Here is a 22709-nt window from a genome sequence, read left to right as displayed (position 1 = left end):
GAGGTATCCCGACGCATACCGATACCGCCATGCTCCACACGCCACCCGATTTCACGCCCCTGATCGATCCGCCAGCCAGCACATCGCGGCACGCCGGCGCACCGCTGACGTTCATCTACCATCGCGGCAAACTGCTGTTGCGCGGCACGGAACCCGGCGCTGCCCCCGAGCTGGCGCTGCCTGCCGATCCGGCCAGGCTGCTGGACCTTCCGCCCGACCGGCTGCACACCGTCGGCCTGTGGCGCGGGCGCTATTGCCAGGCCGCCTGGGTCGACGACGAGGCGCTGCCCGGCGACGGCTACGCCTGGCATGGCCTGCGCATGCTGTTCGGCATCGCCGACGACGGCTTTATCGGCCTGGCGGGCCGCGCCGGCCAGATCGCCGAGTGGGCGCGCACGCACCGTTACTGCGGCGTGTGCGCCACGCCGATGGCGCGTGCCACGGGCGAGCGCGCGTACAAGTGCGGCGCCTGCGGATACACCGCCTATCCGCAGATCTGTCCCGCCATGATGGTGCTGATCCGCAAGGGCGATCAGGTACTGCTGGCGCTGCATACCAACTCGCCGGTGCGCCGCTATACGGCGCTGGCTGGTTTCCTCGAGGCCGGCGAATCGATCGAGGAAGCCGTGCACCGCGAGGTGTACGAGGAAGTGGGGCTGCGCGTGCACAACCTGCGGTACTTCGACAGCCAGTCATGGCCGTTCCCGAACTCGCTGATGATCGCGTTTACCGCGGATTACCTCGACGGCGACATCCGCGTCGACCCGGCCGAGATCGAGGATGCGCGCTGGTTCGGGCCGGATGACGCATGGCCCGACACGCCGCCCGGTGTCTCGATCGCCAGCGCGCTGCTGGCGGCCCACCGCCCCGGCAAGGATGGCCGGTGAAGAGCGGCTATTTTATGTATACTGGCGGATACCCTTTCATTTGAGCAGCATTCATCATGTCCAAAGACTCTTTTTCCGACCATGACTGGCGCCGATTCCTGACCTCGCTGGGCGAGAATCCGGACCGTCCGGGCCTGGCGGAAACCCCGCACCGCGTGGCCAAGGCCTGGAAGCACTGGACCTCCGGCTACGACCAGGATCCGGTCGAACTGCTGAAGGCGTTCGAGGATGGCGCGGAGGAATACAACGAGCTGATCGTCGTGCGCAACATTCCCGTGTACAGCCATTGCGAACACCATCTGGCACCGTTCTTCGGCAAGGCCACCGTCGGCTATCTGCCGAACGGCAAGATCGTCGGCCTGTCGAAACTGACCCGCCTGGTCGACTGCTTCGCCAAGCGGCTGCAGGTGCAGGAGCGCATGACGGTGCAGATCGCCAATACGCTGATGGAAGTGCTGGAGCCGAAGGCCGTGGGCGTGGTGGTGAAATGCCGTCACATGTGCATGGAAAGCCGTGGCATCCGCACCCCCGGCGAGGAAACCATCACGTCGGCCATGCTGGGTGAACTGCAGCCGAACCTGGCCTTGCGCACCGAGTTCCTGGCGCTGGCGCGGGACTGAAGACCGGGACGGACCTTGTTTCTTGTGGAATTTTCGTAAAAGCAGGTCTGTCTGATGCGTTTAGTTAAGCGTTACCCGGCGCCTTGGAGGCGCATACATTCACCCCCAACAGCGAAGGGCTGGGGTCAGACCCGGCGGGTCTGACCCCGGAACTTGCACTTGGGGCGGGCTTGTCTAAACGGCATTGAGTCCGTCCCCGTTTTCTTGCCAACTATTTCTCGCCAGCCTCGTTAAAAGTGATCTCGTCGATTTCCGCCCGGAAGTCGCCCACTTTCGTGCCCGTTGCCGGCCCTTCCGTGGAAACCAGCGAACACGTTTGCGTTTCCACGTGCCATACCTGGCTGCCGGCGCGTAGCGCCCACTGGTTGTCGCCCTCGCTGAACAGTTCCACGGTCGTGTCTTCCAGCGGCAGTTCGGCTAGGTCGATGCGCCGCTGGCACTCGGGCAGCCGCGTGGCCATCAGCACGAAGCGGCCTTCCTCGCTCCAGAAATGGTCTTGCTGGCGGCGCACCGTCAATGTGTGTTCCTGGGTGCTGTCCGCGTAATAGGTGGCGGAATCGTTGTAGCAGCCGGCCAGCAGCAGCGGGGTCAGCAGAATCAGCTTGCGCATCGGATAGTCCTGGCGGGGTGGTTGTCCGGCCGATTATAGCCATGCGCGCACAATTGCCCAACCGGGCAGCATTCGTTGCAATTAGGATAAACTTCTCCTTTTCCCGTCCAGTTCGCGCATATGCCCCACACCCGCATCGACGACCAGAGTTTTCGCCGTATCCTGTTCCGCAACATCACGCTGCCGCTGGGTGCCGGCATCGTCAGCGCCGCCGTTTTCATCGCCGTCTTCGCTTATCTGCTGAATGCGCTGACCCTGGTCGAGCATTCCGAACGGGTGGTCGGCAATGCCCAGGAAATGCGCAAGCTGGCTGTCGACATGGAAACCGGCATGCGCGGTTACCTGCTGACCGGCGAAGAATCGTTCCTGGCGCCCTATAAACTGGCCCGGCCGAAGTTCGACACGTCATTGAAAACGCTGCTGGAGCTGGTGGCCGACAATCCCACCCAGGTCGACCGGCTCCGCAATATCCGCGCCCAGCAGGCCCAATGGGAGCGCGCGGCGCAGGAAATGATCGACCTGCGAAAGACTGGCGGCGACTACCTGTCGACGGTGCGGGCGCAGCGGGGCAAGATCGAATTCGACGAATTGCGCTCGCTGTTCATCGCCTTCATTGCCGACGAAGACCGGCTGCGGGCGGAACGCAACCGCGATGCCAAGAGCGTCACCTACATCACGGTGGTGGGCTTCCTCACCGTCAGCCTGGTGCTCAGCGGCTTCCTGGCCTGGTTCGGCCGCAAGGAACTGATGCGCCTGTCCGATGCGTATAACGAGGCGCTGAAGGAGCAGGGCAAGCATGCCGAACGCGTGCAGCGGCAGTCGTGGATGCGCTCGGGCCAGAGCCAGATGGCGGAGCAGGGCATCGGCCAGATGTCGACGCCGGCATTGTCGACGGCGATGCTGCACTTCCTGGCGCGCTACCTGGATGTGGTGGTGGGCGCGATGTACGTGCGCGAGCCGGATGGCTTGCTGCGCCGCACCGCCGCGTTCGGCTTCTCGGCCGAGGACGAGGAACGCGGCCGCCTGCTGGCGCCGGACGAAGGCGTGGTCGGCCAGGCCGCGCAGATGCGCCGGCTGATCCACCTGGAAAACCTGCCGCCCGATTACCTGAAGCTGTCCTCCGCGCTGGGCAGCGCCACTCCCACCCAGGTGCTGGTGCTGCCCGTGGCCAGCGATGGCCGCGTCAACGGCGTGATCGAGCTGGGCTTCCTGCACCCCGTGGGCGAGAAGGAAACGGAATTCCTCAACCTGGTGGCGGACAATATCGGTACCGCCATCGAAGCCACGCTGGCACGCCAGCGGATGCAGGAATTGCTGGTGGAAACCCAGCAGCTGAACGAGGAGCTGCAGGTGCAGCAGGAAGAACTGCGCACCGCCAACGAAGAGCTGGAAGAACAGTCGCGCGTGCTGGAAGAATCGCAGGCCAGCCTGGAAAACCAGAAGGCGGAACTGGAGCAGACCAACGAGCAGCTGGCCGAACAGGCCGTGGCGCTGGACCAGAAGAACACCGCGCTGAACGATGTCCAGGTCCAGCTGGAGGAACGGGCGCGCGACCTGGAGCGCGCCAGCCAGTACAAGTCGCAGTTCCTGGCCAATATGTCGCACGAGCTGCGCACGCCGCTGAACAGCTCGCTGATCCTGGCCAAGCTGCTGGCCGACAATTCCCAGGGCAACCTGGACGAGGAACAGGTGCGCTTCGCGCAAACCATCTACTCGGCCGGCAACGACCTGCTGAACCTGATCAACGACATCCTCGACATTTCCAAGGTCGAGGCGGGCAAGCTGGAGCTCAATCCGGAAGAACTGCGCCTGCAGCAGGTGATGGAAGGCCTGCGGCGCACCTTCGAACCGCTGGCGCAGCAAAAGGGCCTCGGCTTTTCGCTGGTGCTGGCGGCCGGGCTGCCGGACACCGTGTACACCGATTGCCAGCGTCTCGAACAGATCCTGAAGAACCTGCTGTCCAACGCGCTGAAATTCACCGACCGGGGGACCGTCATGCTGCGCGTGGAACCGGGGCCGAATGGCCAGGTGCGCTTCGCGGTCTCGGATACCGGCATCGGCATCCGCGAAGACCAGCACGAAACGATCTTCGGCGCTTTCCAGCAGGCCGATGGCACCACCAGCCGCAAGTACGGCGGCACGGGCCTGGGCCTGTCGATCTCGCGCGACCTGGCCATGCTGCTGGGCGGCACGATCACGCTGGACAGCACGGTGGGCCAGGGCAGTACCTTCACGCTGACGCTGCCGATGCAATGGTCGGCGCCACCGCACCGGGTATCGTCGTCGCTGTCGCCGGCCGCGGCGCCGGCCACGCTGCCGGTAGCGCCGCCGGCCATGCCGCTGGCTTCCCCGCCCGCCGGCGTGCCGTCCCCGGCGCCGGCACCGGTGCAGCGGGCGTTCGAGGACGACCGCGACCGGGAAGCGCCGCCGGAGCGCAGGCTGCTGGTGATCGAGGACGAGCCGGCGTTCGCGCGCATCCTGTACGACCTGGCCCATGAAATGGATTACCGCTGCCTGGTGGCATTCGCGGCGGACGAAGGCTTGCAGATGGCCGAGCAATACCAGCCGACCGCGATCCTGCTCGATATCCGCCTGCCGGACCGTTCCGGCCTCTCCGTGCTGCAGCTGCTGAAAGATAACCCGCGCACCCGCCATATCCCGGTGCACGTGGTGTCGGCCTCCGATGCCGGCGAGGCGGCACTGCACATGGGCGCGGTGGGCTTCGCGCTGAAACCCACCACGCGCGAGGAATTGCGCGAAGTGTTCGCGCGCCTGGAGCAGAAATTCACCCAGAAGATCAAGCGCATCCTGCTGGTCGAGGACGACGCGCGCCAGCGCGACAGCGTGGTGCAGCTGATTTCCGACGAGGATATCGAGATCGAAGCGGTGGCCTCCGGCGAGGAAGCGCTCGCCCTGCTGGAAAAGACAGTGTTCGACTGCATGATCATCGACCTGAAGCTGCCGGACATGCAGGGCAACGAACTGCTGCAGCGCATGGCGCGCGAGGAGATCGCCTCGTTCCCGCCGGTGATCGTGTACACCGGCCGCAACCTCACGCGCGCCGAGGAAGCGGACCTGCACAAGTATTCGCGCTCGATCATCATCAAGGGCGCCCGCTCGCCGGAGCGCCTGCTGGACGAGGTGACGCTGTTCCTGCACAAGGTGGAGTCCGAGCTGTCGTCCGAGCGGCAGACCATGCTGAAGACGGTGCGCTCGCGCGACCGGGTGTTCGAAGGCCGCCGCATCCTGCTGGTGGATGACGACGTGCGCAACATCTTCGCGCTCACCTCGGCGCTGGAGCACAAGGGCGCGATCGTGGAGATCGGCCGCAACGGCTTCGAGGCGCTGGAAAAACTCGAGCAGGTGCAGGATATCGACCTGGTGCTGATGGACGTGATGATGCCGGGCATGGACGGGCTGGAAGCCACCCGCCGCATCCGCGCCGATGGCCGCTGGAACCGCCTGCCGATCATCGCCATCACCGCCAAGGCGATGAAGGATGACCAGGAACAGTGCCTGGCCGCCGGCGCCAACGATTACCTGGCCAAGCCGATCGACCTGTCGCGCCTGTACTCGCTGCTGCGGGTGTGGATGCCTGCGCTGGACCGCATCTGAGGATGACGCCGATGCAGCCGATCCGCCCACCTCAGAGCGATACCGACATCGAGCTGAAAATGCTGATGGAGACGATCTACCTGAAGTACAGCTACGACTTCCGCGACTATACCGGGGCATCGCAGAAGCGCCGCGTGCTCCATGCGATGCGCGAGATGAACTGCGCCACGATCTCGCAGCTGCAATCGCGCGTGCTGCACGAGCCGGCCGCGTTTTCCGAGCTGCTGCAGTACCTCACGATCCCGGTCACGGAGATGTTCCGCGATCCCACCTACTTCGCCGCGCTGCGCGAGCACGTGATGCCGGTGCTGTCCACCTATCCGTCGCTGAAGATCTGGGTGGCCGGCTGCAGCACCGGCGAGGAAGTGTTTTCGCTAGCGATCCTGCTGAAGGAAGAAGGCCTGCTGGAACGCAGTATCATCTACGCCACCGACATCAATCCGCAGTCGCTGGAAAAGGCCAAGAAAGGGGTTTTCCCGCTGGAGAACATGCGCGCCTACACGGAAAACTACCAGGCCGCCGGCGGGCGGCGCGCCTTTTCGGATTACTACACGGCAGCGTACAATGCCGCCTTGTTCGACCGTTCGCTGGCGGAGAACGTGACGTTCGCGGACCATAGCCTGGCCACCGACGCGGTGTTCGCGGAAACGCAGTTCATCAGTTGCCGCAACGTGATGATCTACTTTAAGAAGAAGCTGCAGGAGCGCGCGCTGGGCCTGTTCCACGAGTCGCTGTGCCGGCGCGGTTTCCTGGGCCTGGGCAGCAAGGAAAGCATCGACTTTTCCGCCTATGGTCCGCTGTTCGAACCGGTCGCCAAGCGCGAGCGGCTGTTCAGGAAACTGTAATGGACGGCGTTCAGAATGGATGACGGCGCGAATGGTTGACGGAACCAATGGATGACGGCACCAATGGATGATGCCGTCCTCGCGCTGGCGCTGGCGGGGCGCCGCATCGAAGCGATCGTCATCGGCGCTTCCGCCGGCGGCGTCAACGCGCTGATCGAGATCCTGCCCGGGCTGCCGCGCGAGTTTCCCTACCCGGTGCTGACGGTGCTGCACGTGATGCGGGCGCGCCCGAACCAGCTGGTGGAAGTGTTCAGCCAGCGCCTGGCCATCCGGGTGGAAGAAGCGGCGGACAAGGGGGAACCGAAGGCAGGTACGCTGTATTTCGCGCCGGCCGATTACCACTTGTCGATCGAGGCCGACCGGGTGTTCTCGCTGAGCCTCGAACCGCCGGTGCATTTTGCCCGGCCGGCGATCGACATCACGATGGAAACGGCGGCCGACGTGTACGGCCCGCGGTTGATGGGCATCCTGCTCACCGGCGCCAATCAGGATGGCGCCGCGGGCCTGGCCGCGATCGGCGCGGCGGGCGGGCTGACGGTGGTGCAGGACCCGGCGGAAGCGCAAGTGAGCGTGATGCCGAACGAAGCGATCCGGCTGCGCACGCCGGACCTGGTGCTGCCGCTGCGCGATATCCGCAGGCTGCTGCAACTGTCGATGGAGAAAGAGCAATGAATAGTGTGCCCAACAAGGAGTGCAGCATGGGATTGATGAGCAGCTCGGTTGGAATCCCCGCGGAGAGGGGCACCGGTAGCGTGACGAAGCTCCTGATCGTCGACGACTTGCCGGAGAACCTGCGGGCCCTGAACGCCATCATCCGGGCCGACAACCGCGCCGTGTACCAGGCCATGTCCGGCGAAGAGGCGCTGGCGCTGCTGCTCGAACACGACTTCGCGCTGGCCATCCTGGACGTGCAGATGCCGGGCATGGATGGCTTCGAGCTTGCCGAACTGATGCGCGGCACGGACAAGACCCGCCACATCCCGATCGTGTTCGTCAGCGCGGCCGGCAAGGAACTCAATTACGCGTTCAAGGGCTATGAAACGGGCGCCGTCGATTTCCTCTACAAGCCGCTCGATCCGGACGCCGTGCGCAGCAAGGTCAACGTGTTCGTCGACCTGCATTGCCAGCGCATGGAGATCCGCCGCCGCGTCGAGGAACAGCATGCCACGATGAACGAACTGCGCGCTGCCCAGGAAGAACTGCGCTACGCGCTGCGCATGCGCGACGAATTCATGTCGATGGTGGCGCACGAACTGAGGACGCCGCTGAACACGCTGTTCCTGGGCACCCAGATGCGCAAGATGCAGCTCGAGCGCGGCAACCTCGAAGCGTTCGGCAAGGAAGCGCTGGAAAAGATGGTGGAGGGCGACGGCCGCCAGATCCAGGCGATGATCCGCCTGATCGACGACATGCTGGACGTATCGCGCATCCGCAGCGGCGTGCTGTCGATCCGCCCCGCCTGGACCGAGCTGCAGGCCATGCTGCGCCGGCTCACGGGCGACCTGGCGCGCCAGGCGCAGGACGCCGGCACCACGTTCGAGCTGGAAGCGCCCGACACCGTGAGCGGCTGGTGGGACGAGTTCCGCATCGAACAGGTGATCGTCAACCTGCTGACCAACGGGTTGCGCTACGGTGGCGGCAAGCCGGTGCGCATCCGCCTCTCGGCCACCGAAACCGAGGCCCGTATCGACGTGATCGACCAGGGCGCCGGCATCGACGAGGCGATGCAGGCCCGTATCTTCCTGCCCTACGAGCGGGGCGCCGGCAATGGCGTGCCGTCCGGCCTGGGCCTGGGGCTGTACATCTCGCGGCAACTCGCCGAGGCGCACCACGGTACGCTGACCGTGGCCAGCCGGCCGGGCGAGGGCTCCGTATTCACACTGGTGCTGCCGCGCGACGAACGGCCGGCCTGAACGATTTCCCGAGGCGACCGCGCCGCCGGTTCTTTCGTGCTGACGCCTTTTACCGCCTTTCGTACAATGCATGGCGAAGGAGGGCGCACGGTGAAACGCGATTGGCCCATCGATGGCGACAGGCGGGAATGGCTGGTACGGCGCAACTGTTCGCTGACGCCGCGCCAGACCGTGGCCGTCTGGGCCGCGCTGCTCGCGCTGTCGCTGGGCGTGGGCCTGTTCTTCACGCTGCAGGGCGCCTGGTACGTGCTGGTATTTTCCGTGCTGGAAATGACCGCCGTGACCGCCGCCTTTATCGTCTACAGCCGGCATGCCACCGATTGCGACCGCATCGTCCACGAGCATGACATGCTGTTCGTGGAAAAGGTGCGCGGCGGCCGCGCCTCCACCATCCAGCTCGACCCCTGCTGGGTGCGCATCGAAGCACCGCAACGGCGGCGCGACCCGATCCGGCTCGTCGCCCGCGGCGTTACCGTCGACGTCGGCACCTGGCTGCCCGAGGAAGCCCGGCGCGCGCTGGCGCGGGAATTGCGCGAACAGCTCGCGCAATAAGAATCCGCTGACACCGTATTTCCCACAACCGGGGTCAGACCCCGTTTTCAGGAAATAATTGCCAAAAACCGGGGTGACCCCGGTTTGAGGAAACTCGATTTTCGTCCCAGATATCTGTAAAAAAACCTGCCGCTGGCGAACCGGGGGCAGGCAAAGGCTTGGAGATACGCCAGGTTGAAATGCTGTATTCGCCTCCTCAGCGCCTTCTCAGAAGCGGTAGCCGATGCCGGCGCCGAACAGCACCGGGTCGACCTTGACCTTGCTGGCTTCCACGCCGCCGATCAGCACATCGCTGCGCAGCCGCACCTTCTTCACATCATGGCGGCCGTGATGGCGGTGATGCCGAGAATGGCTTTTTTCATGATGCTTCCTCTTTGTTTTCACTGTGATAGCGGCGCCAGTGTAGGGAAGCTCATCTGTAAAAACTTTGATACAAGTCAAAATTGCCGGAACGAATACAGATAGGTAAAAACCAAGTAATATATTTCCGCTGCGCACCCAACCTCTTCAGGAGAACAGGCATGAAGCTGAACGTGAACGGACAGGTCCGCGAGTTCCAGGCGGAAGACGATACACCGCTGTTGTGGGTGCTGCGCGAGCAGCTCGGCCTGACCGGCACCAAGTATGGCTGCGGCATCGCCCAGTGCGGCGCCTGCACCGTGCACATCGATGGCGAAGCGATGCGCAGCTGCGTGCGGCCCGTGTCCACCGTGACGGAGCAGATGAAGATCGTCACCATCGAAGGCCTGTCGCCGGACGGCTCGCACCCGGTGCAGAAAGCCTGGGCCGCGCTGGACGTGCCGCAATGCGGTTTTTGCCAGAGCGGCATGATCATGGCCGCCACCGCGCTGCTGAAGGAAAAACCCAGGCCCACCGATGCCGACATCGACATGGCGATGACCAACATCTGCCGCTGCGGCACCTATAACCGGGTGCGCAAGGCGATCCACGTGGTGGCGCGCGGCGGCGATCCGAAGAGCGCCGGACTGGCCATCGAACACCGCGAAGGGAGCAAGGCATGAGCGCCATCGACACCCGCCTCGCCAGCCCTGCCAGCCCGGCGCGCCGCCGCTTCCTGGGCCAGTCCGCCGGCCTCGTCGTCGCCTTCCACATCCCGTTCGCCGCGCAGGCACAGGCCGCGCAGTCGCCGGAAGTCAACGCCTGGGTGGTCGTGAAACCGGACGACACCATCATCATCCGCATCGCCCGCTCCGAGATGGGGCAGGGCACCTTGACCGGCCTTGCGCAACTGGTGGCCGAAGAGCTGGACGCCGACTGGAGCAAGGTCACCACGGAATACCCGACACCGGGAGCGAACCTGGCCCGCCAGCGCGTATGGGGCAGCTTCTCGACCGGGGGCAGCAATGGCGTGCGCGGCTCGCACGAGTACGTGCGCAAGGGCGGCGCCGCCGCGCGCATGATGCTGGTGCAGGCGGCGGCCACACAGTGGGGCGTGCCGGCCAGCGAATGCGGCGCCGCCAACAGCGTGATCACGCATGCACCGAGCGGCCGCACTGTCACCTACGGCAAGGTGGCCGAGGCGGCCGGCAAGCTGGAAGCGCCCAAGGACATCGCGGTCAAGGACCCGAAAGACTGGAAGATCGCCGGCAAGCGCCTCGCGCGCCTGGACACCGTCGACAAGACCACCGGCAAGCAGGTCTACGGCATGGATTTGACGATGCCCGGCATGCTGAACGCGGCGATCAAGGATTGCCCGGTATTCGGCGGCAAGGTAAAAAGCTTCAATGCCGATGCGATCAAGGACAAGCCGGGCGTGAAGAAGGTGCTGCAGGTGGGCGACTCCGCCGTGGCCGTGGTGGCCGATACCTGGTGGCGTGCCAAGACCGCGCTCGACGCGCTGCCGATCGAGTGGGACAAGGGCCCCAACGCCAGCCTGTCCAGCAAGGACGTGGCGGCCACGCTGAAGGCCGGGCTGGATGCGCCGGAAGCGGCGGTGGGCAACGCGAACGGCGATGCGAAGGCGGCGCTGGCCGGCGCGGCGCGGCGCATCGAGGCCGTGTATTCGTATCCGCACCAGAACCACGCCACGATGGAAACGATGAATGCCACCGCGCGCTGGACGCCGGAGCGCTGCGAAGTATGGACGCCCACGCAGAACGGCGAAGCGGCGCTGGCCGCCGCGTCGGAAGCGGCCGGCCTGCCGCAGGACAGGTGCGACGTCTACAAGATCCACCTGGGCGGCGGCTTCGGCCGGCGCGGCGCCGTGCATGACTGGGTGCGCCAGACGGTGCAGATCGCCAGGGAGATGCCTGGTACGCCGGTCAAGCTGATCTGGACCCGCGAAGAAGACATGCTGCACGGCCGCTACCACCCGGTCACGCAGTGCAAGCTGACGGCCGGGCTGGACAAGCAGGGCAACCTGACGGCGCTGCACATGCGCATCTCCGGCCAGTCGATCGTGGCGACCCTGTTTCCCGGCAATGTCAAGAACGGCAAGGATGGCGCCGTGTTCCAGGGGCTGAACGCGCCGGGCACGGATGCCTCGATCGGCTACACGGTGCCGAACCTGCTGGTCGACCATGCGATGCGCAACCCGCCGGTGCCGCCGGGCTTCTGGCGCGGCGTCAACCTGAACCAGAACGCCATCTACCTGGAATGCTTCATCGACGAGATCGCGCACGCCACGAAGCAGGATCCACTGGCATTGCGGCGCAAGCTGATGAAGGACAGCCCGAAGCACCTGGCCGTGCTGAACGCGGTGGCCGAGCGGATCGGCTGGCAAAAGAAACCGAAGAAAGGCGTCTACCGCGGGCTGGCGCAAACCCATGGCTTCGGCAGCTACGTGGCAGCCTGCGCCGAAGTCTCGGTGGACAAGGACGGCAAGCTGAAGATCCACCGCATCGTGGCCGCCACGGACCCGGGCCACGCCGTGAACCCGCAGCAGATCGAGGCCCAGGTGGAAGGCTCGTTCGTGTACGGCCTGTCGGCCGCGCTGTACGGCGAGTGCACGGTGAAGGATGGGCAGATGGAACAGGCCAACTTCGACACCTACCAGGTGATGAAGATGGACGAGATGCCGGCGGTGGAGACCATCATCCTGCCTTCCGGCGGTTTCTGGGGCGGCGTGGGCGAACCGACGATCGCCGTGGCGGCACCGGCCGTGCTGAACGCGATCTTCGCCGCCACCGGCAAGCGGATCCGCGACCTGCCGCTGAAGAACCACAGCCTCAAGAAGGCCTGAGCAGCCATGGCCGGCCGCGAGGGGTTCGGCCCCGTTACCCCGCGGCTGCCATCCCTCGCCGATGGGACTGACCCCGATACTGTTGCCGTTTCGTCTTTGCTGCTGACGGTGGCCAGGGGTCTGTCCCCGGTGTTGTTGGCGTGCGCCTCGTCTTTCGCCACTGCCGACGGCATCGCATCGCCGCTGCCCGGCGCCACGGCAGGCGATCCCCAGCGCGGCCGCGCCATCGTGGCCGACCGCCATGTGGGCCTGTGCCTGCTGTGCCACTCGGCGCCGATACCCGAGGAGCGCTTCCAGGGCGACCTGGCGCCGAGCCTGGCCGGCGCCGGGGCGCGCTGGACAGTCCCGCAACTGCGGCTGCGCATCGCGGACTCCTCGCGCCTGAATCCGCAAACGATCATGCCCTCCTACTTCCGCACCGAAGGGCTGGCACGCGTGGCGCCGGCCCATGCGGGAAAGACGATCCTGAGCGCCCAGCAAATCGAGGATGTCGTAGCCTACCTGTCCACGCTGAAGGACACGCCATGAACCAGCCGCCAGACCTCTATCGCCGCCAGTTGCTTGCCGCCGGCACGCTGCTGGCACTGGTGCGCCCGGCGGCGGCCACGCCGCAACAGATGGCTTCCGCGATTTCGGCTTACACGGGCAACAAGCTGCCGCAAACCGGCCGCGTGACGTTCGAGATCGCCCAGCTGATCGACAACGGCAATGCGGTGCCGGTCACGGTCCGCGTCGACAGCCCGCTCACGCCGCAGGATCACGTGACCGGCATCGCCATCTTCAACGAGAAGAATCCGGAAACCGACGTGGTGAAGGTCACGCTGGGCCCGCGCGCGGGCAAGGCGCAGGTATCGACCCGCATCCGCCTGGCCACGTCGCAAAAGCTGGTGGCGGTGGCGAAGATGAGCGACGGCAGCTGCTGGCAGCAGTCGGTGGACGTGATCGTCACGCTGGCGGCCTGCATCGAAGGGGAGGCGATGTAATGGTGAGGGCGCTGATCCACATGCCGAAGACGGCGCGGGCGGGCGAGGTGATCGAGATCCGCGCGCTGATCTCGCATCCGATGGAGTCGGGCTATCGTCCCGGGGCCGATGGCAAAGCTGTACCGCAAGACATCATCCGCCAGTTCACCTGCAAGTACGAGGGCGAGCAGGTGTTCGCCGCCGAGCTGCATCCGGCGATCGCCGCCAATCCGTACATCGCGTTTTTCACGGTGGCGACGGTGAGCGGGACGCTGGAGTTCACATGGAGCGGCGACAACGGCTTTTCGCAGACGGAGCGGATGGCGCTCGCCGTCACGCCATGAGGGCCATGAAGGCGATGAAGCCCGCGGCGGCCGCGCTGCTTGTGATGACACTGGCGGCGCTGGCCGCATCGGCACAGGCGTTTGCACCAGACCTGCGCAAGTCCGGCTCCGAGTTCATGGGCGAGTCCACCCGCGCGATGCAGCGCGACGATACGCAAAATCCCGCGATGCTATGGGTAGCGAACGGGGAGGCTGCCTGGAATGCGGGCGCGAAAAACAGCTGCGCCTCGTGCCACGGCGAAGCGAAGGCCGGCATGCGCGGCGTGGCCGCACGCTTTCCCGCGTTCGACAAGGCGGCGGGGCGCGTGATCACGCTGGGCCAGCGCATCGAACAATGCCGGGTCGGCAAGCAAGGATTGCCGGCATCGAAACCCGATGCGGACGAATTGCTGGCGCTGCAGTCGTACATCGCGCTGCAATCGCGCGGCATGCCCGTCGCGCCGCCGCGCGATGCCCGGACGCGGGCTTCCGCTGAACGGGGCAGGCAACTGTTCAACCAGCGCATCGGCCAGCTGAACATGTCCTGCGCGCAGTGCCACGACGCCAACTGGGGCCGCAAGCTGGCCGGCGCCACGATCCCGCAAGGCCATGCCAACGCCTATCCGATCTACCGGCTCGAATGGCAGGGCATGGGCAGCCTGCAGCGGCGGCTGCGCAATTGCATGACGGGCGTGCGGGCCGCCGTGCCGCCGCCCGATGCGCAAGACCTGGTGGACCTGGAAGCATGGCTGGCCTTGCGCGCGGAAGGCATGACGATGGAATCCCCGGGAGTACGACCATGAAGAACCTGAGAGCGAAGTTGCTTGTGCTCGTGCCGGCGATGGTGCTGGCGCCGCTGTGCGCGCCGGCCATCGCGGCCGGGCCGGTGAGCGCCGGCGAGCGGCTGGCCGCCACCTGCACCGCGTGCCACGCCACGCGCGGCAACACCGTCGGCGCAACCTTGCCGCCGCTGGCAGGCCAGCCGAAGGAAACGCTGCTGGCCAGCCTGAAGGCCTTCAAGGAAGGCAGCCGCCCCGCCACCATCATGACCCAGCTGGCCAGGGGTTACACGGATGAACAGCTCGAGCAGGTGGCCGCGTGGTTCGCGGCGCAGAAGGGAGACCGGCCATGAAGCGCCGCGACCTGCTGCAGGCGGCCGGCGCGGCGGTCGTGCTGGCCGGCTGCGCCGGCGTGGCGCCGCGTGCCAGGCCGCGCGTGGTCGTCATCGGCGGCGGCTACGGCGGCGCGGCCGTGGCGCGCTACGTGCGGCTGTGGAGCGGCGGCGAAGTGGACGTGACGCTGGTGGAGCCGAATCCGGCCTTCATTTCGTGTCCGCTGTCGAACCTGGTGCTGGGCGGCTCGCGCGGCATCGGCGACCTGACGCATGGCTACGGTGCGCTGGAGTCGCGCCACGGCATCCGCATCGTGCGCGACAGCGCCACCGGCATCGATATCGACAAGCGCACGGTAATACTGACCGGGGGCGAGCGGCTGGCCTACGACCGCCTGATCGTTGCGCCGGGCATCGAATTCCTGTTCGGCGAACTGCCGGGGATGACGGCCGACGGCCCGATCCTGCATGCATGGAAGGCGGGAGCGCAGACCGTCGCGCTGCGCGCCCGGCTGGAAGCCATGCCGGACGGTGGGGTGTACGCGCTGACCGTGCCGCCCGCCCCCTACCGCTGCCCGCCCGGCCCCTACGAGCGGGCATGCCAGGTGGCGCATTACTTCAGCCGCCACAAGCCGCGCGCGAAAGTCCTGCTGCTCGACGCGAACGAAGACGTGGTGTCGAAAGGGCCGCTGTTCAAGAAAATCTGGAAGGAACGGTATGGCGGCATCGTCGAGTACCGGCCCGGCTTTCGCACGATGGGAATCGATGCGGCCGGCAGCACCGCCATCTCGGAACTGGGTGAAAAGGTGCAGGCGGATGTACTGAACGTGATTCCACCGCACCGCGCCGGCGCGATCGCCTCGGGTGCCGGCCTCGCCAACGTCAACGGGCGCTGGTGCGAAGTCGATTTCCTCACGTTCGAATCGGCGCGGGCGCCCAACGTGCACGTGATCGGCGACGCGATCCAGACCGCGCCGCTGATGCCCAAGTCGGCCCACATGACGAACCAGCACGCCAAGGTCTGCGCCGCCGCGGTGGTGGACTTGCTGGCCGGCCGCGCGCCGAATCCCGCGCCGGTGCTGACCAACACCTGCTACAGCTTCGTGTCGGACCGGGACGTGATCCATGTCGCGTCGGTCCATGCCTGGGATGCGGCGAAGAAGACGCTGCTGGTGGTGCCGGGATCCGGCGGCCTGTCGAAAGAAGCGAACGCGCTGGAGGGCGCGTATGCCGAGAGCTGGGCCGCCACTATCTGGGCCGACACGCTGGGGTGACCGGCGGCAGGCGCGGTGTGGCTTGGGTATAATCGCCAGCCGCTTTTCACTTCCTGTTTCAATGTCCATCGACTGGTTCTCTCCGGCGCAATGCGTCGGCTACGTTGCGTTCGTGCTCGGCGTCGGCTCCTTCCTGCAGACCGACGACCGCCGCTTCAAGTTGTTCATGGCCGGCGAATGCCTGGCCTACGTGGTCCACTTCACGCTGCTCGGCAACCCGACCGCCGTGGCCAGTTCGACGATGTCGCTATTGCGGTCCCTGCTGGCACTGCGCACCCGCTCCGTGTGGGTCGCCCTGGCGGTGGTGGCGATCAATATCTGTCTCGGCCTGTATTTCGCGAAGCAGCCCAGCGACTGGCTGCCACTGGGCGCTTCGTGCCTGGGTACGCTGGCGCTGTTCCTGCTGGAGGGCATTCCGATGCGGCTGGTCATGCTGGTCGGGACCATCTTCTGGATCGCCAATAACGTGATTTCCGGCTCGATCGGGGGCACGGCGCTGGAAGTGGTGATCGCCGTGGTCAACCTGGTCACCATTGCGCGGATGGTGCGGCAAAGGGCGGCGGCAAGCGCCTGATACCCTTCTTCATGTTGCCTGGCGTCAATGAGCGTCAGGAACTGCTGTGTAAATATTGCTTCTCGTTATTAACGGGAGGCAAACATGGACAGGCTTCTTCAGCAGCGCCCCGGCCTGGCTGACACACTGGCACCGATGCCGGACCCGGTAGCCGGCCGGCCGGTGCAAGCGGCATCGTTCCGCAATGCCGACGCCTGGCTACCGGACACGTTGCGGCACAGTCCACCGCCCGCGCTGCCATCCTGCTCCGTGGTGCAGGTGGAAAGTGCCGGCAACCGCCCCCTCGTCACGATCCCGCGTGGCACCGAGCTGACCACCAAGGCGCAGCCGGCGTGCCGCTTCCGCACCATCTACGACGTGGCGGTCGCACCGCTCGCGATTGCCGCCGCCCGCTTCGTGCCGTGCGTGGACATACCGCCTACGCTGGGCGTGCCTGCAGGCGCGGCGTGTGCGATCGTCATCGCCATCGAAAGCACCGACCCCGCCATCGCGCTCGATGACGCCGCGGCCAGCCCGATACGGCTGTTCATCGACGCCGACCCGGCCACCCGCGCGGCGCTGCACGATGCGCTGTTCACGCGCACGCTGTGCACCTGCGTGCAGGCGGGCCGCCAGTGGAGCCAGCTGGCAGCGCTGCCGTTCGCGCCGGTGGGCTGTGCCGCTGACGAGGCACTGCTGCCTGCAGCGGCCGACCGGCAGCCAGGCGGCCCATCACCAGGCGAACGCCATGGCCTGCGCCTGCTGGCGGAGTACTTCGCGTTTCCCGAAAAATTCGACTTCTTCGATATCGATCTGGCACCCGCGCTGGCGCGCTGCCCGGCCGGCACGCTGCGGCTGGTGCTCCACGTGCTCCTGCCTGCGTTGCCAAGCGCCGGCTCGCTGCAATCGCTGGCGCCATCGATGTTGCGGCTCGGCTGTACACCGGTCGTCAACCTGTTTTCCCGCGCCGCCGAGCCACTGCCGATCGCGGCGCAGCGCAACACATACCCGTTGCGCGCCTTCCCGCTGGCCGAGGCGGATGCATCGTTGTACAGCGTGGATGCCGTCACGCTGCTGCAAGCCGCCAGCGACGCTGGCCTGGCCATTGAACTGCCCCGTTTCGAAGCACTGCGCCGCGTCCAGGCCGACCGCTACTGGCTGGTGCGGCATGCCGGCACCGCCGGCGGACCGGAAGCCACGATCTCGTTCGTCGACAGCGAACAGCGCCCGCTGGCGCTGCGCGGCGGCACCGTGGCCGTGCAGCTGACCTGCACGAATGGCGACGCGCCCGCGAGCTTGCCGATCGGGCGTCCCGACGGCGACCTGACTGGGAGCGGTGCCGCCGGCTGCAATCCGGTGCGCTTCCTGCGGCGGCCTTCCATTTCATTCGCGCGCGCGAGCCAGCATGGCCGCGCGTGGCGCCAGTTTGCTGCCCACGCTTCGGGAGATTGCGCATCTACGCAGGCTGCGTTGCCGGCGCTGCTGGCCCTGCTGCGGCTCCACGCGCCTGCGGATAGCGCCGCCGTGCAGCGGCAACTGGCCGGCATCGTAAGCCTTGATCAGCGCCCCGTGAAAGCCTGGCTGCGGTTTCCGCAGGGCGCCGCGTACATGCACGGCGTCGAGGTGCGGCTGGCGGTCGACGTGGCGGCTTTCGACCGGAGCAGCGTGTTCGTGTTCGCGCAGGTGATGGAGCGGTTGTTTGCCGGTTATGCGGGGGAGGAGAGTTTTGCGCGGCTGGTGGTGGTGGACCTGGCCGGGCGGGAGCTGGTGCGATGTGCGGCACGGGCGGATGGTGTGCTGCCGGTTTGACCGGTCGGCAAGGCATTTTACGAAGTCATTTTCTACGGTGGATCATGGACAAACTTGTTCCTTACTTCGAGCGGGAGATGGGCATCCTGCGCCATCACATGGACGACCTGGTTCGGCGCGATCCCGCAGCTGCCGCCAGGATAGGGCTTGCGGGTGAGCTTGGCGCCGATCCCGGCCACGAGCGGATCATGCAAGGCACCGCTTTGCTGAGCGCGCAGATTTCACGCAAGCTCGACTATTACCACACACGGTTGACGAACGATCTCCTGGCCGTTCTGGGACCGTACTACCTCAGTCCTGTGCCATCATGCTCTGTCGTCCACGTGGAACCTGCGGAGAAGCGTGGTATCCCCACCATCCCGCGGGGCACGGAACTGAGCACAATGACAGGTCCCACATGCCGGTTCCGCACCGTCTACGATGTCGATAGTCCGGCGGTTACGCTTGCCGCCAGCTATACGGCTCATATCGAAGCCCCGCAATCGCTTGGCCTGCCAGCCAATGCGGGCGGCACAATCAGAATCACGATCGACAGCGCCGATCAAGGCATATCCCTGGCGGAAGCGGTAATCGGTTCGGTGCGCGTATGCATCGATACCGATGCGGTCACACGTGCCGCGCTGTACGACACGCTGTTTACCCGCACGATGTGCGCCTGCGTGGAGACAGAGCAGCAATGGCACAAGCTGCCGGACGTCCCGTTGGCGTCAGTGGGCTTTCACGACAGGGAAGCGTTGCTGCCGACGCCGGAGCGGCAGGATGACAGCCTGCGTTTGCTGGCCGAGTATTTCGCCTGCCCCGAAAAGTTCGAATTTTTCGATATCGACTTGAAACCAGTGCTCGCTAAATGCCGGCCGAATGTACGGCAGGTAGTGCTGCACCTGTTGACCCAGGACTTGCACCAGGCGTCGACGCCGCGTCTGCTGCGCTCCTTGCCGGCAACCGCACTGCGGCTCGGCTGTACACCCATTATCAACATGTTCACGCGGATGGCAGATCCTATCCGCGTGCAGGCCGGTCACATCGCGTATCGAATCAGCTTGCCGCCGATGAAAGATGCGCCTTGCATTATCTACGGTGTGGACGGCATGAAACTACTGCGCACCGGGCAGGAAGGCAGTGCGGCGATCGACATGGCATCCTCCCTGCGCCGATCATCCGCGTTGGAAAAACACTGCTGGCTTTTCAAGCTGGCTGACCCTACCGCTGGAACAGAAGCTGAGGTGTCATTCGTCGACGACCGGCATCGTCCGCTTGAACTGCTGGAAGGAACGGTAAAAGCGCAGCTCACCTGCACGAATGGCGAGTTGCCGTCGAAACTGCCTGCCGGTGCGGCTGGGGGCGACCTGCGCGGAGACAAGCTGGCTGCCGGCTACCGGATTCGTCTGCTGGACACGCCGACAAGGCCGCTTGTACTTGCAGACCAGCCAGATTCTCATTTCGACGTAATCGCCGTCATCAGCGCGAATCACCGGAGCGTGGCCCAGTGGGACTTGTCCGTCTTGCAGGAGTTGTTGCGGATGCACGCGCGGCCCGAATGCGCGATAACGGAACGCCAGATTGCCGGCATCGTCGGGCTGGAGCGGCGCGAGACGAACGAGTGGCTGCCGAATGACTACGGTGCCTCGCTGGCATATGGATACCAGATATGCCTGACGATCGACGAAGCGGCATTCACCCATCGCAGCATTCATGCCTTTGCAGAGGTAATGGATCGCGTCTTCGGTTATTACACACCGCGCGGAAATTTCACCCGCCTCATCGTGCAGGCACAGGACGGCCGGGAATTGGTGCGCTGTGACCAGCGCCCGGGCGGTCAATCCCCCGCTTAGGAGACCCCATGGAACTCTTGAACGCATTCGTCAATTTCCTGGTCGCCCACCGCGACCTCGTGACCGCGAATCGCCCGGTACGGCTGCGCCTCGATCATCCGAGCATGATGATGGAAGACGTGTTGCTGCCACAGCGCGTGGAAGGCCACGAATCGCTGTGCGGTGGATTTGAATACCGGGTGCTTTGCGTGGCGCTGGATGCCCGGCTGCCGCTGAAGGAATTCATCGCACTGCCCGCCGCGATCGATATCGTGAACGACTTTGGCAAGCTGCGGACCATATGCGGCGTGGTCACCGAAGCCCGGGCGGGCGACAGCGATGGCGGCTTGGCCAGCTATCAGCTTGTCATCCGCGACATGCTGGCGGTGATGGAAAAACGCATCAATACCCGTGTGTTCCGGCATCGGGATGAGGTGCAGATCCTGCAAACGATGTGCGAGGAATGGCAGCAGAACAACCCGGTGCTCGGACCATCCTTCGGTGTCATCACGGACAACATCTTCGATGACATGCGTTATCCAAAGCGTGAGTTCACGATGCAGCACAACGAATCGGACGCCGCCTTCATCAGGCGCATCCTGCGCCGGCGCGGCATCTCGTGGGTTTTCGAACCCGACAAGAGCAAGCCTTATCCGGCCCACCGCATGCGCTTGTTGAACCGCTACGAAAGCGTGCGCGAAAACGCCGCTGGCGCCGTGCGCTATCACCGCGACGCGTCCACGGAAGAGCGCGACAGCATTACCGCCTGGACCGCCGTGCGCACGCTGCAGCCCATGTGCGCAACGCGGCACAGCTGGGATTACAAGACCCCGCGCGGGTGGAACCTGATGCAGACGGAATCGCTGACCCAGATGGAGCAAGGCCCGGTGGGCAACAGCCTGCGCGCCACGCTGGATGACTATCAGGTATGGGCGCCGCACGCTGGCGACGATAGCGAAGACTTCAAGGCGCTGGGCGAACTGGCCATGAACCGGCACGACTTCGATACCAAGTGCTTCATGGGCGAAGGGGCTGTACGCGATTTCCGGGCAGGCGAATATTTCGCCTTGACCGGCCACCCGGAAATCGACCGCCACCAGCCGATCGACAGGGAATTCGTCATCACCGAGCTCCATCTCGCCGTGCAGAACAACCTGCCGCGCGATCTTGCCGACCGCGTCGCCAGGCTGTTCGCCCGCAGCGGCTGGGCCAGCGACGGGTTGGATACTCGACCGGTCAAGATCCGCTTCACTGCCGTGCGGCGCGGCGTTCCCATCGTGCCCGCCTATGACCCGCGCGTCGACCTGCCGCCGGTGCATATGCAAAGCGCGATGGTAGTCGGGCCGGAAAAAGAAGAGGTGCATTGCGACGACAAGGGGCGCGTGAAGATCCGCTTCCCCGCCACGCGGGAGCCGGACCATGCGCATGCGGCCGGTAACGGCACCACCAACACGGATCGCGATTCGGCCTGGGTTCGAGTGGCGAGCAGTTGGGCAGGTGATGGTCCGGGATACGACCAGTGCGGCGCGGTGTTCCTGCCGCGCGTGGGCAGCGAAGTGCTGGTGGCTTTTCTTGGCGGTGATCCCGACAAGCCTGTGATCGTGGGGCAGATGTACAACCAGCGTGCCACGCCGCCAGCACTCAGCAGCCGTGGCGGCTTGCCGGGGAATCGGTATTTATCCGGAATTCGGAGCAAGGAAATCAAGGAAGGTGGCAGGGGCAACCAACTGCAGTTCGACGATACGAATGCGGAGATCAGTGCGCAGTTGGCCAGTGATCATGGGGAGTCGCAGTTGAATTTGGGGTTTCTGACGCATCCGAGGAAGGATGGGGCGGCGGAGAAGCGGGGAGAAGGCGCAGAGCTGTTTAGTGAGCTTTCGGTTGCTATCAGAGGACTTGACGGCATTCTTATTACAGCAGAGCAAGGAGGGGGTAGTGATGGTAAGCAGCTAGACCGCTCCGATTTAAATCGGCTTGCAAAAGGCTTAGGAGAGGTAGTGCTACAGCTAGCAAAACTTGCTGAAAAATTTGCTCAAGACGAGCCAATAAAGGATGAGCCAGCTGCGCTAATGGAAAAAGTGAAAAACTTTGACGAGGCAGGGAGTGGAGTCGTAGCGATTAACGGACCAGAAGGCGTCGCTATCATAAGCGGACAATGCGTAGCAATTGGTGCAGCTGCTGACTTGGATCTCGTGAGTAGCAAGAACTTGCGATTGTCAGCAGTGGAGCTTGCAACTTTCCGAGCTGGCCAAGGAATGAGTCTGTTTATCAACCGCGGAGATGCGAAGTTAACAGCTGCTAGTGGAAAGATTCAAGTTCAAGCACAAGATGACGCTATAGAAATAGTTGCTCGAAAGGTCATTGAGTTAATCAGCACTACAGATTGGATTAATATTAAGGCAAAACTAGGTGTACGCATAAACGGCGGAGGAAGTGAGCTTGTTCTAACGGCAGATGGGATAAGAGGATATACAAAGGGGATTAGCGAATTTTTTGCATCCGACCATCAAACGAAGAAGGGTAGAGCCGCAAAAATAGACTTCCCCGGATTTCAAGCCTGTGAGCAGCAAATAAAAACTGCAGCTATATTGGGAATATCTACAATTTCGTTAGGATAATCGT

At 64.8% G+C, this 22709-nt stretch carries 20 protein-coding genes; 19 read left to right on the top strand and 1 reads right to left on the bottom strand.

Going from position 1 to position 22709, the window contains the following annotated elements; all coding sequences use genetic code 11:
• The first annotated feature begins 29 nt into the window (after positions 1-29).
• Both nudC and folE read left to right on the top strand, forming a co-directional pair.
• Entirely contained in the window at positions 30-887 is an 858-nt protein-coding gene (gene nudC, locus OU994_RS00255; protein WP_281609150.1) for an NAD(+) diphosphatase, read from the top strand.
• Positions 888-943: 56 nt separating this feature from the next.
• On the top strand, positions 944-1507 hold the full coding sequence (gene folE, locus OU994_RS00250; protein WP_131148716.1) for a GTP cyclohydrolase I FolE: 564 nt from the start codon (positions 944-946) through the stop codon (positions 1505-1507).
• A 211-nt stretch (positions 1508-1718) separates the two neighbouring features.
• Here folE and OU994_RS00245 read toward each other — a convergent pair whose 3' ends face one another.
• Positions 1719-2117, bottom strand: coding sequence for a hypothetical protein (locus OU994_RS00245; RefSeq protein ID WP_131148717.1), 399 nt, complete (start codon positions 2115-2117; stop codon positions 1719-1721).
• Positions 2118-2237: 120 nt separating this feature from the next.
• On the opposite strand from OU994_RS00245, the gene OU994_RS00240 reads away from it, so the two are divergent.
• The 17 genes from OU994_RS00240 (at position 2238) to OU994_RS00160 (ending at position 22705) form a co-directional block, all read left to right on the top strand.
• Complete coding sequence (locus OU994_RS00240; RefSeq protein WP_281609149.1) at positions 2238-5732, top strand: response regulator; 3495 nt, start codon at positions 2238-2240, stop codon at positions 5730-5732.
• Positions 5733-5743: 11 nt separating this feature from the next.
• Complete coding sequence (locus OU994_RS00235; protein ID WP_281609148.1) at positions 5744-6577, top strand: protein-glutamate O-methyltransferase CheR; 834 nt, start codon at positions 5744-5746, stop codon at positions 6575-6577.
• A gap of 51 nt (positions 6578-6628) precedes the next feature.
• A complete protein-coding gene (locus tag OU994_RS00230) occupies positions 6629-7249 on the top strand; it encodes a chemotaxis protein CheB (protein WP_281609147.1) in 621 nt (206 codons plus the stop codon).
• A 35-nt stretch (positions 7250-7284) separates the two neighbouring features.
• Positions 7285-8490 carry an ATP-binding protein gene (locus OU994_RS00225; protein WP_373922600.1) on the top strand — a complete coding sequence of 402 codons (1206 nt, stop codon included), beginning with the start codon at positions 7285-7287 and terminating at the stop codon, positions 8488-8490.
• Between the two features lie 90 nt (positions 8491-8580).
• On the top strand, positions 8581-9042 hold the full coding sequence (locus OU994_RS00220) for a DUF2244 domain-containing protein (RefSeq protein WP_281609145.1): 462 nt from the start codon (positions 8581-8583) through the stop codon (positions 9040-9042).
• Between the two features lie 521 nt (positions 9043-9563).
• Positions 9564-10064, top strand: coding sequence for a (2Fe-2S)-binding protein (locus OU994_RS00215; protein WP_131148723.1), 501 nt, complete (start codon positions 9564-9566; stop codon positions 10062-10064).
• Positions 10061-12244 carry a molybdopterin cofactor-binding domain-containing protein gene (locus OU994_RS00210; RefSeq protein ID WP_281609144.1) on the top strand — a complete coding sequence of 728 codons (2184 nt, stop codon included), beginning with the start codon at positions 10061-10063 and terminating at the stop codon, positions 12242-12244. The genes OU994_RS00215 and OU994_RS00210 overlap by 4 nt, the downstream gene beginning before the upstream one ends.
• A 129-nt stretch (positions 12245-12373) precedes the next feature.
• On the top strand, positions 12374-12772 hold the full coding sequence (soxX, locus tag OU994_RS00205; protein ID WP_281609143.1) for a sulfur oxidation c-type cytochrome SoxX: 399 nt from the start codon (positions 12374-12376) through the stop codon (positions 12770-12772).
• The gene (locus OU994_RS00200) at positions 12769-13227 is read left to right on the top strand and encodes a SoxY-related AACIE arm protein (RefSeq protein ID WP_281609142.1); all 459 of its coding nucleotides are present in this window, start codon (positions 12769-12771) and stop codon (positions 13225-13227) included. The genes soxX and OU994_RS00200 overlap by 4 nt, the downstream gene beginning before the upstream one ends.
• Positions 13227-13550, top strand: coding sequence for a thiosulfate oxidation carrier complex protein SoxZ (gene soxZ / locus OU994_RS00195; RefSeq protein ID WP_281609141.1), 324 nt, complete (start codon positions 13227-13229; stop codon positions 13548-13550). The genes OU994_RS00200 and soxZ overlap by 1 nt, the downstream gene beginning before the upstream one ends.
• A gap of 5 nt (positions 13551-13555) precedes the next feature.
• Positions 13556-14332, top strand: coding sequence for a sulfur oxidation c-type cytochrome SoxA (gene soxA / locus OU994_RS00190; protein ID WP_281609140.1), 777 nt, complete (start codon positions 13556-13558; stop codon positions 14330-14332).
• On the top strand, positions 14329-14661 hold the full coding sequence (locus tag OU994_RS00185; RefSeq protein WP_281609139.1) for a c-type cytochrome: 333 nt from the start codon (positions 14329-14331) through the stop codon (positions 14659-14661). The genes soxA and OU994_RS00185 overlap by 4 nt, the downstream gene beginning before the upstream one ends.
• Entirely contained in the window at positions 14658-15914 is a 1257-nt protein-coding gene (locus tag OU994_RS00180; protein WP_281609138.1) for an FAD/NAD(P)-binding oxidoreductase, read from the top strand. The genes OU994_RS00185 and OU994_RS00180 overlap by 4 nt, the downstream gene beginning before the upstream one ends.
• Before the next feature lie 61 nt (positions 15915-15975).
• Positions 15976-16488 carry a YgjV family protein gene (locus OU994_RS00175; protein ID WP_218943742.1) on the top strand — a complete coding sequence of 171 codons (513 nt, stop codon included), beginning with the start codon at positions 15976-15978 and terminating at the stop codon, positions 16486-16488.
• An 84-nt stretch (positions 16489-16572) separates the two neighbouring features.
• Positions 16573-18276 (top strand): type VI secretion system baseplate subunit TssF, encoded by a 1704-nt coding sequence (tssF, locus tag OU994_RS00170; protein WP_281609137.1) that lies wholly within the window; start codon positions 16573-16575, stop codon positions 18274-18276.
• 44 nt (positions 18277-18320) lie between these two features.
• Positions 18321-20108 carry a type VI secretion system baseplate subunit TssF gene (gene tssF, locus OU994_RS00165; RefSeq protein ID WP_281609136.1) on the top strand — a complete coding sequence of 596 codons (1788 nt, stop codon included), beginning with the start codon at positions 18321-18323 and terminating at the stop codon, positions 20106-20108.
• Between the two features lie 8 nt (positions 20109-20116).
• Positions 20117-22705, top strand: coding sequence for a type VI secretion system Vgr family protein (locus tag OU994_RS00160; protein ID WP_281609135.1), 2589 nt, complete (start codon positions 20117-20119; stop codon positions 22703-22705).
• The last annotated feature ends 4 nt before the right edge of the window (positions 22706-22709 follow it).

Source organism: Pseudoduganella sp. SL102 (assembly GCF_027856995.1).
Classification (GTDB): domain Bacteria; phylum Pseudomonadota; class Gammaproteobacteria; order Burkholderiales; family Burkholderiaceae_D; genus Rugamonas; species Rugamonas albidiflava.
The sequence above is the reverse complement of the archived record's forward strand: the minus strand, read 5'-3'. Positions and strand labels throughout refer to the sequence as shown.

Bases quoted from the DNA above. Each gene is read 5' to 3' on its own strand.
- nudC (WP_281609150.1), top strand. From the start codon at position 30: ATGCTCCACACGCCACCCGATTTCACGCCCCTGATCGATCCGCCAGCC.
- folE (WP_131148716.1), top strand. From the start codon at position 944: ATGTCCAAAGACTCTTTTTCCGACCATGACTGGCGCCGATTCCTGACC.
- OU994_RS00245 (WP_131148717.1), bottom strand. From the start codon at position 2,117: ATGCGCAAGCTGATTCTGCTGACCCCGCTGCTGCTGGCCGGCTGCTAC.
- OU994_RS00240 (WP_281609149.1), top strand. From the start codon at position 2,238: ATGCCCCACACCCGCATCGACGACCAGAGTTTTCGCCGTATCCTGTTC.
- OU994_RS00235 (WP_281609148.1), top strand. From the start codon at position 5,744: ATGCAGCCGATCCGCCCACCTCAGAGCGATACCGACATCGAGCTGAAA.
- OU994_RS00230 (WP_281609147.1), top strand. From the start codon at position 6,629: ATGACGGCACCAATGGATGATGCCGTCCTCGCGCTGGCGCTGGCGGGG.
- OU994_RS00225 (WP_373922600.1), top strand. From the start codon at position 7,285: ATGAGCAGCTCGGTTGGAATCCCCGCGGAGAGGGGCACCGGTAGCGTG.
- OU994_RS00215 (WP_131148723.1), top strand. From the start codon at position 9,564: ATGAAGCTGAACGTGAACGGACAGGTCCGCGAGTTCCAGGCGGAAGAC.
- OU994_RS00210 (WP_281609144.1), top strand. From the start codon at position 10,061: ATGAGCGCCATCGACACCCGCCTCGCCAGCCCTGCCAGCCCGGCGCGC.
- OU994_RS00200 (WP_281609142.1), top strand. From the start codon at position 12,769: ATGAACCAGCCGCCAGACCTCTATCGCCGCCAGTTGCTTGCCGCCGGC.
- soxZ (WP_281609141.1), top strand. From the start codon at position 13,227: ATGGTGAGGGCGCTGATCCACATGCCGAAGACGGCGCGGGCGGGCGAG.
- soxA (WP_281609140.1), top strand. From the start codon at position 13,556: ATGAAGGCGATGAAGCCCGCGGCGGCCGCGCTGCTTGTGATGACACTG.
- OU994_RS00185 (WP_281609139.1), top strand. From the start codon at position 14,329: ATGAAGAACCTGAGAGCGAAGTTGCTTGTGCTCGTGCCGGCGATGGTG.
- OU994_RS00180 (WP_281609138.1), top strand. From the start codon at position 14,658: ATGAAGCGCCGCGACCTGCTGCAGGCGGCCGGCGCGGCGGTCGTGCTG.
- OU994_RS00175 (WP_218943742.1), top strand. From the start codon at position 15,976: ATGTCCATCGACTGGTTCTCTCCGGCGCAATGCGTCGGCTACGTTGCG.
- tssF (WP_281609137.1), top strand. From the start codon at position 16,573: ATGGACAGGCTTCTTCAGCAGCGCCCCGGCCTGGCTGACACACTGGCA.
- tssF (WP_281609136.1), top strand. From the start codon at position 18,321: ATGGACAAACTTGTTCCTTACTTCGAGCGGGAGATGGGCATCCTGCGC.
- OU994_RS00160 (WP_281609135.1), top strand. From the start codon at position 20,117: ATGGAACTCTTGAACGCATTCGTCAATTTCCTGGTCGCCCACCGCGAC.